Origin of the sequence: Streptomyces sp. NPDC051976 (genome assembly GCF_040680795.1) — a bacterium.
In the GTDB taxonomy this organism is placed as follows: Bacteria; Actinomycetota; Actinomycetes; order Streptomycetales; family Streptomycetaceae; genus Actinacidiphila.
On record NZ_JBFAXL010000050.1, the window covers coordinates 26070 to 40984 of the forward strand.

The window sequence follows — 14915 nt, forward strand, 5'->3', positions numbered from 1 at the left end:
CCAAGTCGCGCCGCCATAGCCGTTTCCGGAGTCTCGGGAGTCTTCGGAGTCGCCGACCGCGTGCTTCGGCGTGCGTGCGGCGGCAGTGAGAAGCGGCCGAGGGCGGTTGTCGGTGCCGGGCCCTACGCTGCGGCCACGGAACAGGAACTCGAACGGAGGGCAGTGACGTGGGCGGCGACGGGTGGAGCCAGACAGGTCCCTATCAGCAGGATCTCGCGACGGCGTTCCGGCAGGCGCAGGAGGAGGAACTGGCCCGGCACAGCCACGGCTTTGACGGCCTGACCATGGACGAGCTGTGGCAGGACGAGGAGTGGCGGGAGTACATCATGACCGGGGGTACGGCAACCGTGCTGGATCAGATCAGCGTGGTGGGCGCCACCCACAGCCAGTGGGGCCCGTTTATGCGGCCGTTGACCGATGCGGAGGTCCGGTCCTGATGCCCCGGCGGCCGGCCCACGGAGGCGCAGTGGCGTGATGCCCTGAGGACCGGTCGGCTGGACTACCCGAAGCGTGCCTGTGGGAACTGCACCGTGCTGTACCACGACGGGCAGCCCGCTCATATCGGCTACTGGGGCGTCACCGCGGACTGACGGGCATCGCCGGTTTCCCGGTGATCGCGGTGGCGTTGGCGACGGCTGTCGTGAAGGGGCTGCGGGGGAGCCCCCACAAGGCCCGGGCCCGCCCCCTCGCGGTGCGTCACGTCGTCTACCCACGCATGCCGAGAGCCGTCGAGTTCCCCCCGCCGCTGCGGGCCTGAACTTGCCCGCCCGGGGGGCGTTGTCGCGGCACATCCCCTCAGCGGGCACCGGCCCTGAGCAGCCGGCCCTTCGGCTGGCAACCCGAACTCTCCCGCCGGGCCGACCCCACGCTCAAGGATGTTCACCAAGTGACCGAAAGCCTCGGGTGCGGTGGGGTGAGCGTCGACGTCCTTTCCCCGCGGTTCGACCACGGGGAAGGGACGCCAGGACGCGGTGGGAAGGCGGTCAGCCCGTGCCGGACGGCAACTGGGCGAGCACGTCCGGAGTGTGGCTCAGCTGACGTTGAGCGCGTTGTCGTCCAGGAGGAAGGAGGTGGTGCCGCCGTTGGCGTCGGTCTCGGTGCCGGTGAACTTCACTTTGATCGTCTGGCCGGCGTAAGCGGAGACGTCGAAGGAGTGCTGGGTGTAGCCGGAGTTGTGGTTGAGGTTGGAGTAGGTGGCGAGCGTGGTGAGGAAGCTGCCGCTGCCGGTGAGCAGTTGGACCTTGAGGGTGTCCGGGGTTGCGGTGGTGGTGTTCTCGGTGGTGTCGGTGTGGAGCCAGAAGGACAGGTTCGCCGTGCAGTCGGGGGGGACGGTCACGGCCTGCTCGACGACGTCGGTGTCGGCCTGGCCGTCACCGTTGAGCCATGCGTCCCAACTGCCGGAGTGCGAGGGCTCGTCGGCGGTGTCGTTGTTGACCGGTGCGGAGTCCAGCGTCGAGGACTGCGTCCACGGCGTGGGGCTGCTGCCGTTCTCGAAGCCTGGGTTGCCCAGCAGTTGCGCGGCGGTGCAGCCGCCGCCACCGGAGGAGGAGACGGTCAGGGTGTAGGGGGCGGTGTGGCTGCCGGAGGCGGCGGTGCCGGTGACAGTGATCGGGTAGGTGCCGGCGGCGGCGCTCGTGGAGAGGGTCACCGTCATCGTCGCGGAGCTTCCGGAGGTCACTGAGGACGGGCTGAAGGAGACGCTGACGCCGGCGGGGGCGCCGCTCGCGCTGAGGCCGACCGTCTGCGCGCTGCCGGAGGTGACGGCGGTCGAAACGGTCGCGGACGCCGAGCCACCCGGCGCGACGGTGGCCGAATTCGGGCTGGCGGACAGGGAGAAGTCGTTCGCGGCCGTGGTCGTACCCGGGTTCCAGTAGTCGCCGGCCATGACGACGTAGACCAGCGTCTTGATGGACTCGCCGTAGTAGCCGTCGCCGAAGGGGTTGGTGGCGAGCTGGTTCCAGATGGCGTCGGTCCAGGCCTGGTCGCCCGCAGCCATCGCGGCCGGTCCCACGGAGTCACCGGCCTCCTCGGACACGTCGGAGGTCGTGTACGCGGTGCAGTTGAGCTTCAGGTGCGGATAGACCTTCTTCGGGTCGCCCCCGGAGACGGCCTTGGTGCACGCCGACCACTTCCTGGCGTCGTTGTACGCCGTCGACGCGGTGCTGCTGCCGTAGAGCAGAGCGTCGGTGCCCATGTGCCACGGAACGCGGATGGAGTTGTAGCCGACGATGTTGTCCGGCTGGTTCTCCTGGTAGTTGGCCGGCGCGGGCGACGGGCTGGTGGTGTCGGCTTTGACGACGAAGTCCGACAGCAGGCCGTACGAGGACGAGTACGCACCGGTGAACTCGTTGACGATGGCCTCGGTGCGGCTGACCACCTTGGCCCAGTCGTGGGAGGTGTCGTAGGCCGCGAAGGCCCGCAGGTGGTCCAGCATCATGTCGCTGGGCCGGGTGTCGGTGCCGGGCCCGTCGTCCTCGCATTTGAGGTGGCCGTCGGAGGCCACGTCGTGGGCGTAGATCCGGCCGAGCCAGGTCTTGGCGTCGGTGGTGTAGCCGCCCCACTGCTTGTCGGCCAGGAGCAGGCCGTAGCCGATGTCGAGGTCGCCGTCGGTGGCGGAGTCGGGTGTGCCGCTGTCGGCGTATGCGCAGGTGTTCCCGTCGAGTTGCCACTGCATCAGGCCGTACTGGTCCTCGTGGTCCTTGACGAGCTGCCACAGGCCGTTGAACTCGGTCTGGGCGTTGCTGTCGTAGCCGGCCATGAGGGGCACGATGTTCATGCCGTAGCCCTGGCCCTCGGAGACCGGGCCGTTGTTGGGGGCGTCGCCGTCGCCCTTGGTGGACACGTAGTACTCGTTCGACGCGCATCCGTGGACGAGGTAGTTGCTCTTCCACGAGTTGTACTGCTTCTCGACGGCGGCGTCGCGGGTGGACGCCGAGGCGGTCGGCATGACCCCCGTCTTGTACGTGACGTGCGTCGGGAAGGGATGAGCCGGCGTGGTGGCCGCCGCGGCGCTGCCGCCGCCCACGAGGGCTGTGCCCAGGCCCATACATGCGGTCGCGGCAGTCGCCGCGACCAGCTTTCTGAGAACGTGCGCCATCGGTGCTCCCGTTGAGGGTCCTTGTCACTTCCGTTGAGACGGAGAGTTGAGCATGTACCGACATGCTGTCAAGACTGTTAGTAAACTTTCCTGTTGAGAGGTCCCGCGGTGGGAGCAGACCGCCGGTTTTGTCGCCTCTGTGGCGCGGCCGCGCGTGCCGCCCCGCCTTATCGCGGACGACCCGACCGCACCGGCGAAGACGGCCCACTGGCCGACCGCTCGGTCTGGCGCCCGTTGTGTGCCCAGCGCCGCACGGGCCGACGCAGGAGGTCACACTCGTGCCCATCATGGTGGTGTCGCGGGTGGGCACCAGCGAACGGATGGCGCGCGGCTGCGGCGGGCCTTGAGGCCCGGCGGCACACAGGCGATCGGCCAGGCGGGCGGTGAGGTCACTGTGCGAGATGACGCCGATGACCTTGTCGTCGCTGTCGACCAAGGGAGGGCCCCTGATGCCGTGGGCTGTCAGCAGGTGGGCGACGCGGTCTGTCAGTACACTGCCCGGCTCCAGGCGGCCGACCCAGAGTGCGTACGGGTCAGGGCGGCTGGCAGGGGAGACCGTTGCGGGGCATGCTGTGCCTGGAAGCCGTACCTGGGTGTAAATGACCAGTCCGGCCCTGCGACAGCGGGTGCGGTGGGGTTCCCCGTGAGCTGAGGGCCTTGTTTCCCCCGATCCTGATCCCGCTCCCGTGTCCGTCTCCGTGCCGGACGGCTCAAGAGGGGGACAGGCCGTAGCGTGGACCCCGGATCTCCTCATGGCGAAGGGGCAGCGATGGCCGACAGCAGGAAACCCGCGAGCGACGACAGGCAGCCCAAGCGGCTGTCGCGCCAGGTCTACGAGCGGGAGCTGCTGCGCCTGCAAGGTGGAGCTGGTCAAGCTCCAGGAGTGGGTGCGGGCCGAGGGCGTCCGGCTCGTGGTGGTCTTCGAGGGCCGGGACGCGGCGGGCAAGGGCAGCACCATCAAGCGGGTCACGGAGAAGCTCAACCCCCGCGTCGCCCGCATCGTCGCCTTGCCCACCCCCACCGAGCGTGAGCGTACCGAGTGGTACTTCCAGCGATACGTGGTGCATCTGCCGGCCGCGGGTGAGATCGCCCTGTTCGACCGCAGCTGGTACAACCGGGCGGGCGTCGAGCACGTCATGGGGTTCTGCACGAAGGAGGAGTACGGGCGGTTCCTTCACCAGTGCCCGATCTTCGAGAGGTTGCTGGTTGAGGACGGCGTGCTGCTGCGCAAGTACTGGTTCTCCGTGAGCGACACCGTCCAGGACCAGCGGTTCCGTGCCCGGCTCAAGGACCCGACGCGGCGCTGGAAGCTCTCGCCGATGGACCTGGAGTCGATCACCCGCTGGGAGGACTACTCCCGTGCCAAGGACGAGATGTTCGTGCACACCGACATCCCCGAGGCGCCCTGGTACGTGGTGGAGAGTGACGACAAGCGCAGCGCCCGCATCAACATGATCTCCCACCTGCTGTCCACGGTGCCGTACCGGCAGGTCGGTCGGCCCGTGCTCACCCTGCCGCCGCGCCCGCCGTCCAAGGGGTACGAGCGCCCGCCGCGCGACTTCCAGACCTACGTCCCAGACCATGCCGCCGGCCTGGACGGCCGCTGAGCGCCACCGCAGCTGGAACCCAAACCGTGGGGCAGGTCAAACCTGTCACCTAACCCTGCACCAGACCCTGGGGCCCGCCACATCGGCTGGCTTGACTCACCGGGCTTCCGACAGTTGGGGAGGCTGGCTCCGTTCAGCACGGGCCTTCGTGAGCCGACTACGCTGCAGCAACTGTCCACTTCGCAGGAACGCCGGAAGCGATTCGCACTCCAGGCCGAAGCCGGCGTGCTAGCCAGCTACTCAGACTGTTCCCGCGGAAGAGCACGGCTGTTGATCGCGTCGGCGATGGCGTAGGCGGTGCGGACGAAGGACTCTGCCTGCTGCGCCGACAGGTTCAGCGCGGAGGTCTCCTCCAGGGCCCGCCACATGGCTGCCAGGGGCTCGCGCATGGCACGGCCCTTGTCGGTGAGGTGGACGACCATGACGCGCCGGTCGTGTTCGGCCGGCTCGCGGACGAGCAGGCCAGCGTCCTGCATGCGGCGCAGGGACTTCGAGACAGTGGAGTGGTCCAGGCCGACACTTTCGAGCAGCTCGGACTGGGTCTGGCCGTCCCGATCCAGCAGTTGCATCAGTAGCAGTTCCTGTCCGGGATGCAGGTCCATCTCGCGGAGCATGGCGGCGGCGCGGGCCCGGTGAGCACGGGCGAGCTGGAAGATCGCGTAGCTCATCGGCCCCTCGCCGGCCGTGCTGGGAATGCGGGGTGTGGGGAAGGACATGCGGTTCCTCAGACGGTGTAGGTGGGGTAGTCGGTGTAGCCGGCCACTCCGCCGCCGTAGAAGGTCGCCGGGTCGGGGGTATTCAGCGGCGCGTCCGAGCGTAGCCGCTCGACCAGGTCCGGGTTGGCCAGCGCGAGGGCGCCGACGGAGACGAGGTCGGCCGTGCCGTGGTCGATGTCCTTGGCGCGGGTGGGCAGGTCGGTGCCGGCCCGGTTGAGGATCAGCGTGGTCGGCCACAGCGCACGCAGGGTGCCCAGCAGCTTCTCGTCGCCGGCGTGCATCACGTGGAGGTAGGCCAGACCGAGCGGGCTGAGAGCGCGCAGGAGCGCCGGATACAGCTCGGCGGTGTCGGACTCGGCGATGTCGTTGTAGAGGTTGCCGGGAGAGACACGGATACCGGTGCGGTCGGCGCCGATCTCGTCGGCCACGGCGGTGGCGACCTCGACGGCGAAGCGGATTCGGCCCTCAGGCGAGCCCCCGTATTGGTCGGTGCGCTGGTTGGTGTTGTCGGACAGGAACTGGTGCACCAGGTAGCCGTTGGCGCCGTGGATCTCCACACCGTCGGCGCCTGCCGCGACCGCGGCCGCTGCGGCGCGGCGGAAGTCCTCCACGGTCGCCGCGACCTCCTGCGTCGACAGGGCCCGGGGTGTCGGCATCTCCTGGAGCCCGGACGCGGTGAACATCGTGCCCCGCGGCCGGATCGCCGAAGGGGCGACCGGCTGGCGCCCGTGGGGGGTGTTGTCGGGGTGGGCGATGCGACCGGTGTGCATCAACTGGACGACGATCCGGCCGCCGGCCGCGTGCACGGCGTCGGTGACCTTGCGCCACCCGGCGATCTGCTCGTCACTGTGGATGCCGGGAGTGAGGAGATAGCCCTGGCCGTCGGCGTTCGGCTGGGTGCCCTCGGTGATGATGAGCGCGTGCGGGGCCCGCTGGGCGTAGTACTCGGCGTTCAGCTCGGTGGGGACACCTTCAGGGGTGGAGCGGTCACGGGTCATGGGGGCCATGACCAAGCGGTGCGGCAGGGAGAGGGCATCGACGGTGGTCGGTGTCCACAGCGCGTTCAACATGAATGGTCCTTCGATGCGGTGATGAAGAGGTGATGATTGGGAAAGCGGGGCGTGGCGGAAGGAGCGGCGGGCGTGATCAGTCGACGGTGAGGACGAGCTTGCCCCGGACATGCCCGGCGTCGCTGACCTGCTGGGCCGTGGCGGCCTGGTCGAGGGGGTATGCGGTGACGGTCGTGACGACCTTGCCGGTCGCGGCATCCTGCGCCAGGGCGGACAGGCGGGCGGCCGAGCGCTCCTGGGGACCGTTGGCGAAGGTGATGCCGAGCTGGTGCGCGCCAAAGTCGGCGATGGTGACGATGCGCTCGGTGCCGCCGCGCAGGGCGATGGAGTCCTCCAGGGCTCCCTTCCCGGCCAGGTCGAACACCGCGTCCACGCCGTCGGGGGCGAGGGCACGGACCCGCTCGACCAGGCCCTCGCCGTACACGGTCGCAGTGGCGCCGAGCGAGGCGAGGTAGTCCTGGTTGGCGGGGCCGGCGGTGCCGATGACACGCGCTCCGCGGGCCGTGGCGAGCTGGACCGCCAGGGTTCCGACCGCTCCGGCCGCGCCGTGCATCAGCACGGTCTCCCCGGCGGTGACGCCCAGCAGGTTCAGGACCCGCTCGGCCGTCTCGCCCGCCACCGGCAGCGCGACCGCGTGCTGCCAGTCGAGACCGGCGGGCTTGGGGGCCACGACGGCGGCCAGTGCGTACTCGGCGTACGAGCCGGTGTCCGACCAGCCCAGCACCTCATCGCCCACCTGCACGTCCCGTACGCCCTCACCCAGGGCGTCCACCACGCCGGCGAGCTCGTGACCGGGGACGGAGGGGAGCGACGTGGGGAACACGGCCTCCAGCGCCCCGGAGCGGAGCTTGCCGTCCAGCGCGTTCAGCCCGGCGGCCCTGACGCGGACGCGGACCTGCCCGGGGCCGGGCTGCGGGACCTCGATGTCCGCCTCGTGCAGCACTTCCGTGCCTCCGAAACGGTCGAACAGGATGGCTTTCATGACGACTCCTCTCGTGCCCCCACCGCTTAGGTGGCTGGCCACATAGTTACGGTAACAGCAAAACATGTGGCTAGCCAAGTATTTGCCGCCGCTCGGGCTGCGCAGGATCGGTAGCGGCTCTCCTCGGGGCGGCGGTCGAGGCGGGAGTCGCCCAGCCGGAGTGCGCCTTGCGCGGCCAAGGGCTTACCTCGACCGGAAGCTGGACGACCGGGCCGGCCAAGGTCGCGGGGGCGGTACAGGAAGGTGCGGTCGACGCCGGCCTGCCGGGCGATGCCGCTCACGCTGATCGCCGTGCCGTTCCGGGCGGCCTGCATGATGGCGGTCTTCACGCGCTGGCGGCGGCGCTCACTGTCGGCCCGGCGCGGTTGGCAGATCAGGTGCGGTCGTGGAGCGTGATGTGGTAGCCGTCGGGGTCGGCGAAGGTGAAGGTCCGGCCGAAGGGGCCGTCGATCGGCGCGGAGACGATGACGTGACCGTCGGCGACCAGGGCGTCGTGGATGGCCTGGACGTCGGTGGCGTGGAGCCAGATCGCGGCGCCGATGCCGGGCTGGGCGGCGGATGCGAGATCGGTGCCGGGAATGACGTCGCGCAGGGCGAACGCGATGGGCTTCGTCTCGAAGACGACGGCGTGCGGGGGTCCGGCCTGCGAGCGGACGAGGCCGAGGTACTGCTCGTAGAACGCCTGCGAGGCGGCGAGGTCGCGCGCCTGGAGTGAGATGAAGTCGGGGCCGGTGGCGGGCATGGCGATGCTCCTTCCATCTGTGTCAGATTCCTGACACAGACCAAGTTATGTCAGAATGCTGACATGAGTCAAAGGGGTGCGGGCGTCGACCTGGACAAGTCACTGGGCTACCTGCTGAAAGAGGCTTCGAGCGCTCTGCGCGCGGCCATGGAGGAGGTGCTGCGGCCGCTCGGGATGAGCGTGACGCACTACTCCTGCCTCGAACTGCTCGCCCAGCGGCCGGGCTTGTCGAACTCCGAGCTCGCCCGCAGCGCGTTCGTGACGCGGCAGTCGATGAACGTGCTGCTCCAGACGCTGGAACGAGACGGCTACGTCACGAGGCCCGAGGCCGCGCCCGTCGGGAAGGTTCTTCCCGCTCGGCTCACACCTCGCGGGAAGCGGAGCCTGGAGAAGGCGTCCGCGGCGGTCCGGGCCGTCGAGGTCAGAATGCTGGCCGGCATGACCGAGACCGAACACTCAGCCGCGTTCCGGATCCTGCAGAGCATGATTCATTCCCTGCGCGATAGCAGCGACGGCGCATAGCTCGTTCCTCGGCGCACGTCTTGCCGAGCCGGACAGGAGTGCAGCCGCGCGTGGGAATCCGTCCGGGCGACCTCGAAAACCGACGGCCCCCGACTGCACCCTCTGCTGCGATGGGCCTCTAAAAGACTACTTTCTCCGGGCGAACACAGATTCGCGAACCAGAAGGCATGGCGCGTGCTCACCAAGCTCCGCACCGACCCCGCCTGCGCTACCGCCCTCCTGCGCGCTCTACTCGTCCCGACCGACCTCGACGTCAACCGATGACAGACAGCCGACGGACGATCAAGGCCGCAGGCTCCCGCCCACGACCAGCACGAGCACCCCGGCCGCGCGTCACGCCAGCCCCTACGACCAGCGCGTTCGGAGATCGCGACGCCTCAATATCCTGCAAGCCCTACAAAGGAAGGTCCTCTGGCTTCGAACGAGTCTGTTGGCCCCACGGGAACGAGTCTTCTGGCCCCGATTGGCGATCTTCCGGGGCTGGTGTGAACGAGTCGATTGGCCCCACTCTGAGGCACCCCGAGCTCTCGCGGACTCAGACGTTCTCTCACGCTCAGCTTAGGTTCGCCCCTTGCCGCTGAAGCGGATCACCGGCAGGGTGAGGACGTGGTCATCCCTTTTATCCATGACGGTGCAGCGGGAACCGTAACGGTGGCAGTAGAGCCCGTTGATGACCCCGAAGTGGTCGGCAAGCCGCCAGGGGCGCGCGGGTGGTGCCGGCTGCGGTGGCAAGGGGAAGCCGCCCGCGCCGAAGCCTGGGCAGGCGGCGCTGCTCGGAACGTACGACAACGACACCACGGTCGGCCGGGCCCTGGGCAACATTCATCCGAACGGGGCGGCGACCGACGCCGCCGGCACCACCTATGTGCTCAACTCGCCGGCCTTGACCGGGCTGAGCGCCACCGGCAAGGGGACGGCCTTCCCCACGACCGAGAGCTACTTCGACGCCTCGCAGCCTGATGGCCTTGTGGCGATGCCGGACGGCTCGGTGCTGTTCGGGCACGGCGCCGAGGTGGTCAAGTTCGACCCGAAGAGCGGGGACGCCTCGGTGATGGTCGGCAACGCCGATCGGACACGCGACTACAGCGCGTCCGTGCCCGCCACCGCGAATGCCGGCAACGTCCGCTTCACCAAGGCGGTCGTCCCGATCGGGGTGACCGGTGCGGGCGCCGTCATGATCGCCGACGGCCGGGCGCTGTGGTCACTGGCAGCCGGCCGTCAACGGCAAGGACAGCACATTCCTCAACGAGGGCAACGCCGTGGCCCCCGACGGCACGACCTACCTACGAGGGACGAGGAGCAGTTCGGCAACCCTCGCCGCCGTCCGCGTGGTCTCCCCCCAGGGCAAGGCGAGCGCGCTGACCCTGCCCACCTCGATCCCCGGCGTCAACGGCCGCCCCGCCGACCTCACCACCACTTGGCTCGCCTCCGACGGCGCGGACGGCTTCTACGTCCACGCGGTACAACTCTCCACCGGCAACGGCGATTATGTCCTCCACCTCCACGACGGCACCGCCACGCTGGTGTTGTCCGCGAAGCCCACCGTGAGCGACGCCAAGAGCGAAACGTGCGAGGTCCACGATCCTGTCGACGCCACCAGCTTCCCCTGCGTCCTGCCACGCGCGCTGACCTACCACGCTGGCCAACTGACCCTCGCAGGAGAGAAGTCGTACGTGGTGCGGCTCCCGGCGAAACAGGGGTGAGGCCGCAGCGGTACGTCTCGGGCGTGCCCGCGTGTCAGCGGGGATGAGGTCTCGGAGGTCGGCGAAGATGCGGTCGTGGGCGGCTGCGGCGGTGGCGTCGGTGAGGTCCATGCCCTGGATGAAGCCGTGTTCGAGGCCGGGTTTCGCTGCGGTGGCGGACCGTGACGCCGGCCTGGGACGAGGCGGCGGCGGGCGTAGGCGTCGCCCTCGTCGTGCAGCGGGTCGTGCTCGGCGGTGACCACCAGGGCCGTCGGCAGGCCGGTCAGGTCGTCGGCGTGCAGGGGCGAGGCGGCCGGGCGGTCGGCGGGGTCGGGGACGAACGACTCGACGAACACCGCGAGCGTGTCGGCTTCAAGGTTGTGGCCGGTGCTGTTCTCGGTGATGGACGGCAGGGCGAGCGTCAGGTCGGTGTTGGGGCAGATCAGGGCCCGGACGGCGGGCAGCGGGCCGCCCTCGTCGCGCAGCGCGATGCAGGCCGCGGCGGCGGGAACCCGCCCGCGCTGTCGCCCGCGACGGCCGTGGGCCGTGCCCAGCGCAGGAGGGCGGTCGCGTCCTCGACGGCGGCGGGGTGCGGGTGCTCGGGGGCGAGGCGGTAGTCCCTGGTCGTACTCGCCTGCGCGATCGTGCTGGGCGCCACTAATGTTCTGGAGGCCGAGCAACTCCAGGGCCACTGGCGGCGCCTGTTCCCGCGCCCGGTCTCGGACAGCACCCTGCGCCGCGCCCTGGAGGCGATCGACGCCCCGGTCGCGGCGCGGATCGAGCGCGTGCGAGCCGCGGTCCGCCGTGTGGTGTGGACACTGCTGGCTGGTACGTCCTGAACCTGGACGCGACCATCGTCACCTGCGTGTTGCGCCCGAGCGGGGCGCGGTCCCGGCCTTTCCGGCTGGGACCGAGCCCCCATGGCTACTTTCGGACGCGCGACCGAGCTCCGTGCTGGCGGCCTGGCGCTGTGACGGCGGGGATGAGTGCGACCTCGCCCGTGCTGGGCTCGCCGCCCTCGGGCTCGTCGTGGGCGGGGGGCTCCCGGAACAGACCACCGGCGGGCGGTGCGGTAGCCGGTGTCGGCAGCGGCCGGGTGCGACCGGCGGGATCGGAGAACAGCGATGCGGTCAAAAGGGGCCCCTCGTGTGAGGGTGCCGGACGTCATCCGGCACCCGTATCTACGCTTCGGTATCGGTTCGGTCCTCTGGGTGCAGCGCCTTGAGACCTTGCCGTGCGTCGACCAGGTCCGCACCGGACAGGGAGGACCAGTATCCGTGGGACCCGATGACGCTGGAGGTCTGCCGGATCTGCTCGCGCAGTGCCTCGACCCGCTCGTACGCGCGAGCGGGCCAACCGTCGTGCGCCGGGTGCTCGCGGCCCCGGCGGTCTGTCCACGCCTCCGTCGGATCTACGCCGATTGGCAGAGGGGTGAGGACCGCGGTCAGCTCGCGCTGGATGCTCCTGGTGAAAGATCCTGCTCATGCCGCAGATGTCCAAGGTCGAGCGGTACGCGGCGATCCGGCGTGATCATCGAGACCGGCACCGACTCCTACCGTCTCGCCAGCACCCGAGCCCGAGCCGAGGAACCCGCCAAGGCCGGCTGAGAAGCTGACCAGCTCAAGCCCCGCGGGCGAGCTCCTGAAGTTCCATGAGCCCCATCGCCCCCACGAACTCGATGGGGCTCATGTCCGATCTGAGTGCCTGACTCGGCCGCGGGACGAGTCCCTCGCCCAGCTTGGCGTATTCCGCCGTCGCGGTTTCGGCAAGCCACACCACTTGGTCAGGGTTCCAGTGCCGGCGGAGACCTTCGATCGCGGCCATCAGCGCGGGGATCCCCCACGCGACGAAGGTGAACCGGTGGGTTCCCGTGGAGACCTCGATCTGCCTCTTGATCCCCCAAGAGGTGTCGCGGACCTCAGAGATGCCCGGCAGGAAGATGCTGAACCGGCCGGTGGCGCGATTGGCGAAATGTGAGCAGAAGACGAGCCGGTAGTTCGTCACGTGCAGCTGCCCGCCGATCGCCTCCGATCCTTGCATGCGAACCATCCACATCAGCTGGTCATGGGAGAAGCGTCTCAGCCCAGCCTCGGCGATCTTCACGACGGCGTTCGCCTTCTTGGCGAACCGCACAGCCTCGCCGGGCAGAAGGTCGTTCGAGCTGAGTGCCATACCCATGGTTCCCCCTGGTCCGCGCTGCACGGCGCACTAGCCGCAGATGCGGCCCCTAGGCCTCATCCTGCCCTCTGGGCCCGGGCCCCTCAACAGCTTCTGACACCCTGCAGGCCCCACCTCGGCAGTCCGCCGCCCTCAGGGCGGCGGACTGCCCCACGAAGTGACGTCATTTCTCGTGAACATTCATGGCCCCGCCGACCGCCCACCGCCGCCCAAACCGATGGATAGACGCTGCTGCTTGAAGTGAACGAAGCCACCTGCGGACGGCCACCGTCCTTGCCGCTGACGCAACCATTGTCCCTTCCATGGCCACTACCGGCCCACCAGGCGCCAGTTGATGTGTTTGTGCGCGTCCCGGGATGATTGCCGGGTCTGCCGGGCGTTCGACAACCCCGCTGCCTTCCACCCCCTCTGCTGCCCGGCATGCTCCGGCAGTGCTACCGGGCTTGCGGCGGTGTCGGGTGGGGTCATGGAAGTGCGGGCGCACTTACGCGGTGCTGGTCAGACCCTGTGTTTCTGCGGCAGGCTGCACCGGGTGGTAGGTCGAATGGTCCTGCCGGGCGGGCATGTGTGGCGGGTGCTGCCCTGCCGTGGCGGTTGTTCCTGTTAGTTGGCCCGGGGGTGCACCCGACTGTGTACCCGTTGGTGTACCCGACCCTCTGACGCCCGGTTTTCGTGTTTTCCCTGTTCAGAGCACGTGTGATGGGGTTGTGTGGGTTGCTGACAACCCCTCTGCCCTCCACCTCCCTTGGCCGCACCGATGAAAAGGAGACGGTGCGGCTTGGGCGGGTGGCGGGGTGCGAGGGGTTAGGGCGCGGGTTTGGCCTCTGGCGGCCCGGTGCGGGCCGCTGGCCGCCGCTGTTGCGTCGGCCGGTGGGGGAAGGGGGCGCCGATCGGTTGTCGGTGGCCCGGGCGACCATGGACAGCCTCCACACCGCGACGTCATGGGGAGGCGGCAGATGGCGAATGCCACGCAGGACGGCACGACAGCAGTGTCGGCGGGCACGAAGACGGCGGAGAGGAAGGTGCGGCGGCCGCGGTCGACGGTGCGGGATCAGCGGGACGTGCTGCGGGTGCTGGGTGTGCTGAAGGTCGCCACGGCCACGCAGATCATGGACCTGGTCCGCCCGCACCTGTCGGACAACAAGCCGATCCGCAACGCTCTGCTGGTGCTCCAGGCCGATTCCAAGGTGGTCTCGGAGGGCAGTACCGCCGGACCGCAGGGCAAGTTCGGGGCACCGGACCGGGTGGGGGAGCCGTCGCAGAAGCTGTGGGGCCTGACCCCGGTGGGCCTGGACGCCGCCGCCGGCCATCTGCAGCGCGGGCCCGAGGCGATGGGCGGCCGCGCCCGCGGGGCCGGGACCGGCGGGGCCCCGCACGCCATGGCCGTGAACGCCATGATCGTGGCTTTCACCCGCGGCGGCAGGACGCCGGGTGCGGCGGCCGGGATCGGCGGCATCACGTCCTGGCGCACCGAGGTGCCGCACCCGCTGACTTCCTCGGGGAAGCGCAACGTCCGCGCCGACGCGGTGTTCCAGGCCAAGGACGCGGGGGTGCCGCTGCTGGTGGTGGAGGTCGACCGCTATACCGAGCCCGCCCATGTCCTGGCGGACAAGGTCGGCGCGTACGCCGACTACTACCGCCGCCAGATCCACGACCCGGCACTGCCCGGCAGCACCGTGCCGCGCGGGGCGGTCACCGGCGGCGGGCCGGGCACGGTGCCGCACTGGGCGACGGTCTACCCCCGCACCGGCCTGGCCGGTCTGCCGCCGCTGGCGACCGTGCTCACCGGCGCCGGCCCGACCGCACTGGCCAACCGGATCCGCAAGGTGGCCGTCCTGTCCCGCGAGCACTGGGCACCAGAGCGCAGAACCGGCTACGGCTACCCCTACGGACGCACCGACGCCGACGGCGACTTCTACCTCGACTTCACCGGCCGCATCCCGTTGGTGATGACGACCCTGGACCGCCTGAAGCAGCACGGGCCCTTGGGCCCGGTCTGCTTCCGCATCGACGGGCACCACTGCGAAGAGGGCGCGCCGCTGCTCCAGGCGCTTGAAGACGTCCGCACCGAAGCTGAGTTCGATCAGCGCCTGGAGCAGCGACGTCGCGCCGCCAAAGTGGAGGAGCAGCGCCGCGAGGCAGAAGAGAAGCCGGCGGCGAGATGAGGCGGGGGCGCGGGCGGAATGGTTCACCAAGCGGGAGAAGAAGGTCCGCAAGCTCGCCCGCCTGTGGGACAAAGCCATGGCCGCAGACGACCAGTGAACCCCGGACCCACGGCTGCTCGCGCGTCGGTACCGCGCCGGGGAGGAGACCAGGGCT

The 14915-nt window shown here is 69.7% G+C and carries 13 protein-coding genes and 2 pseudogenes; 7 read left to right on the top strand and 8 right to left on the bottom strand.

Annotated features, from left to right (window positions below):
* Nucleotides 1-167: 167 nt before the first annotated feature.
* Nucleotides 168-437 (top strand): hypothetical protein, encoded by a 270-nt coding sequence (locus tag AB0M29_RS34700; protein ID WP_365390209.1) that lies wholly within the window; start codon nucleotides 168-170, stop codon nucleotides 435-437.
* 593 nt (nucleotides 438-1030) lie between these two features.
* Here AB0M29_RS34700 and AB0M29_RS34705 read toward each other — a convergent pair.
* Nucleotides 1031-3046 (bottom strand): glycosyl hydrolase family 8, encoded by a 2016-nt coding sequence (locus AB0M29_RS34705; protein WP_365390211.1) that lies wholly within the window; start codon nucleotides 3044-3046, stop codon nucleotides 1031-1033.
* Between the two features lie 820 nt (nucleotides 3047-3866).
* Between AB0M29_RS34705 and ppk2 the strand changes: the two are divergent.
* Nucleotides 3867-4704, top strand: a pseudogene (gene ppk2 / locus AB0M29_RS34710) (polyphosphate kinase 2).
* A gap of 236 nt (nucleotides 4705-4940) precedes the next feature.
* On the opposite strand, the gene AB0M29_RS34715 reads toward ppk2, so the two are convergent.
* The 4 genes from AB0M29_RS34715 to AB0M29_RS34730 form a co-directional block, all read right to left on the bottom strand.
* Nucleotides 4941-5420: a MarR family winged helix-turn-helix transcriptional regulator gene (locus AB0M29_RS34715; RefSeq protein WP_365390213.1), complete on the bottom strand. Its 480-nt coding sequence runs from the start codon at nucleotides 5418-5420 to the stop codon at nucleotides 4941-4943.
* A gap of 8 nt (nucleotides 5421-5428) precedes the next feature.
* Nucleotides 5429-6490 (bottom strand): alkene reductase, encoded by a 1062-nt coding sequence (locus AB0M29_RS34720; protein ID WP_365390214.1) that lies wholly within the window; start codon nucleotides 6488-6490, stop codon nucleotides 5429-5431.
* Between the two features lie 76 nt (nucleotides 6491-6566).
* Nucleotides 6567-7472, bottom strand: a complete 906-nt coding sequence (locus tag AB0M29_RS34725; RefSeq protein WP_365390216.1) for an NADP-dependent oxidoreductase — start codon at nucleotides 7470-7472, stop codon at nucleotides 6567-6569.
* Between the two features lie 373 nt (nucleotides 7473-7845).
* A complete protein-coding gene (locus AB0M29_RS34730; RefSeq protein WP_365390219.1) occupies nucleotides 7846-8214 on the bottom strand; it encodes a VOC family protein in 369 nt (122 codons plus the stop codon).
* A 63-nt stretch (nucleotides 8215-8277) separates the two neighbouring features.
* Between AB0M29_RS34730 and AB0M29_RS34735 the strand changes: the two genes are divergently transcribed.
* Together AB0M29_RS34735 and AB0M29_RS34740 are read left to right on the top strand one after the other, a co-directional pair.
* Nucleotides 8278-8736 carry a MarR family transcriptional regulator gene (locus AB0M29_RS34735; protein ID WP_365390220.1) on the top strand — a complete coding sequence of 153 codons (459 nt, stop codon included), beginning with the start codon at nucleotides 8278-8280 and terminating at the stop codon, nucleotides 8734-8736.
* A gap of 1259 nt (nucleotides 8737-9995) precedes the next feature.
* Nucleotides 9996-10439: a hypothetical protein gene (locus AB0M29_RS34740; protein ID WP_365390223.1), complete on the top strand. Its 444-nt coding sequence runs from the start codon at nucleotides 9996-9998 to the stop codon at nucleotides 10437-10439.
* On the opposite strand, the gene AB0M29_RS34745 is transcribed toward AB0M29_RS34740, so the two are convergent.
* Complete coding sequence (locus tag AB0M29_RS34745; RefSeq protein WP_365390280.1) at nucleotides 10367-10972, bottom strand: alpha/beta hydrolase fold domain-containing protein; 606 nt, start codon at nucleotides 10970-10972, stop codon at nucleotides 10367-10369. The two genes, AB0M29_RS34740 and AB0M29_RS34745, sit on opposite strands and share 73 nt — an antisense overlap.
* Nucleotides 10861-11148 carry an alpha/beta hydrolase fold domain-containing protein gene (locus tag AB0M29_RS34750; RefSeq protein ID WP_365390282.1) on the bottom strand — a complete coding sequence of 96 codons (288 nt, stop codon included), beginning with the start codon at nucleotides 11146-11148 and terminating at the stop codon, nucleotides 10861-10863. Before AB0M29_RS34750 ends, AB0M29_RS34745 begins: the two co-directional genes overlap by 112 nt.
* Here AB0M29_RS34750 and AB0M29_RS34755 point away from each other — a divergent pair.
* Nucleotides 11063-11257 carry a hypothetical protein gene (locus AB0M29_RS34755; RefSeq protein ID WP_365390290.1) on the top strand — a complete coding sequence of 65 codons (195 nt, stop codon included), beginning with the start codon at nucleotides 11063-11065 and terminating at the stop codon, nucleotides 11255-11257. The genes AB0M29_RS34750 and AB0M29_RS34755 overlap by 86 nt on opposite strands.
* Nucleotides 11258-11938: 681 nt before the next feature.
* Nucleotides 11939-12025 (top strand): annotated as a pseudogene (locus tag AB0M29_RS34760) (ATPase); the annotation flags it as partial.
* Nucleotides 12026-12038: 13 nt separating this feature from the next.
* Here AB0M29_RS34760 and AB0M29_RS34765 read toward each other — a convergent pair.
* Complete coding sequence (locus AB0M29_RS34765) at nucleotides 12039-12590, bottom strand: hypothetical protein (protein ID WP_365390224.1); 552 nt, start codon at nucleotides 12588-12590, stop codon at nucleotides 12039-12041.
* Between the two features lie 962 nt (nucleotides 12591-13552).
* On the opposite strand from AB0M29_RS34765, the gene AB0M29_RS34770 reads away from it, so the two are divergent.
* On the top strand, nucleotides 13553-14761 hold the full coding sequence (locus AB0M29_RS34770) for a replication-relaxation family protein (RefSeq protein WP_365390227.1): 1209 nt from the start codon (nucleotides 13553-13555) through the stop codon (nucleotides 14759-14761).
* Nucleotides 14762-14915 lie beyond the last annotated feature (154 nt).

Coding starts and splice junctions, on each gene's coding strand:
- AB0M29_RS34720 (WP_365390214.1), bottom strand. CDS start 6,490: ATGTTGAACGCGCTGTGGACACCGACCACCGTCGATGCCCTCTCCCTG.
- AB0M29_RS34770 (WP_365390227.1), top strand. CDS start 13,553: ATGGCGAATGCCACGCAGGACGGCACGACAGCAGTGTCGGCGGGCACG.
- AB0M29_RS34705 (WP_365390211.1), bottom strand. CDS start 3,046: ATGGGCCTGGGCACAGCCCTCGTGGGCGGCGGCAGCGCCGCGGCGGCC.
- AB0M29_RS34735 (WP_365390220.1), top strand. CDS start 8,278: ATGAGTCAAAGGGGTGCGGGCGTCGACCTGGACAAGTCACTGGGCTAC.
- AB0M29_RS34765 (WP_365390224.1), bottom strand. CDS start 12,590: ATGGCACTCAGCTCGAACGACCTTCTGCCCGGCGAGGCTGTGCGGTTC.
- AB0M29_RS34730 (WP_365390219.1), bottom strand. CDS start 8,214: ATGCCCGCCACCGGCCCCGACTTCATCTCACTCCAGGCGCGCGACCTC.
- AB0M29_RS34725 (WP_365390216.1), bottom strand. CDS start 7,472: ATGAAAGCCATCCTGTTCGACCGTTTCGGAGGCACGGAAGTGCTGCAC.
- AB0M29_RS34715 (WP_365390213.1), bottom strand. CDS start 5,420: ATGTCCTTCCCCACACCCCGCATTCCCAGCACGGCCGGCGAGGGGCCG.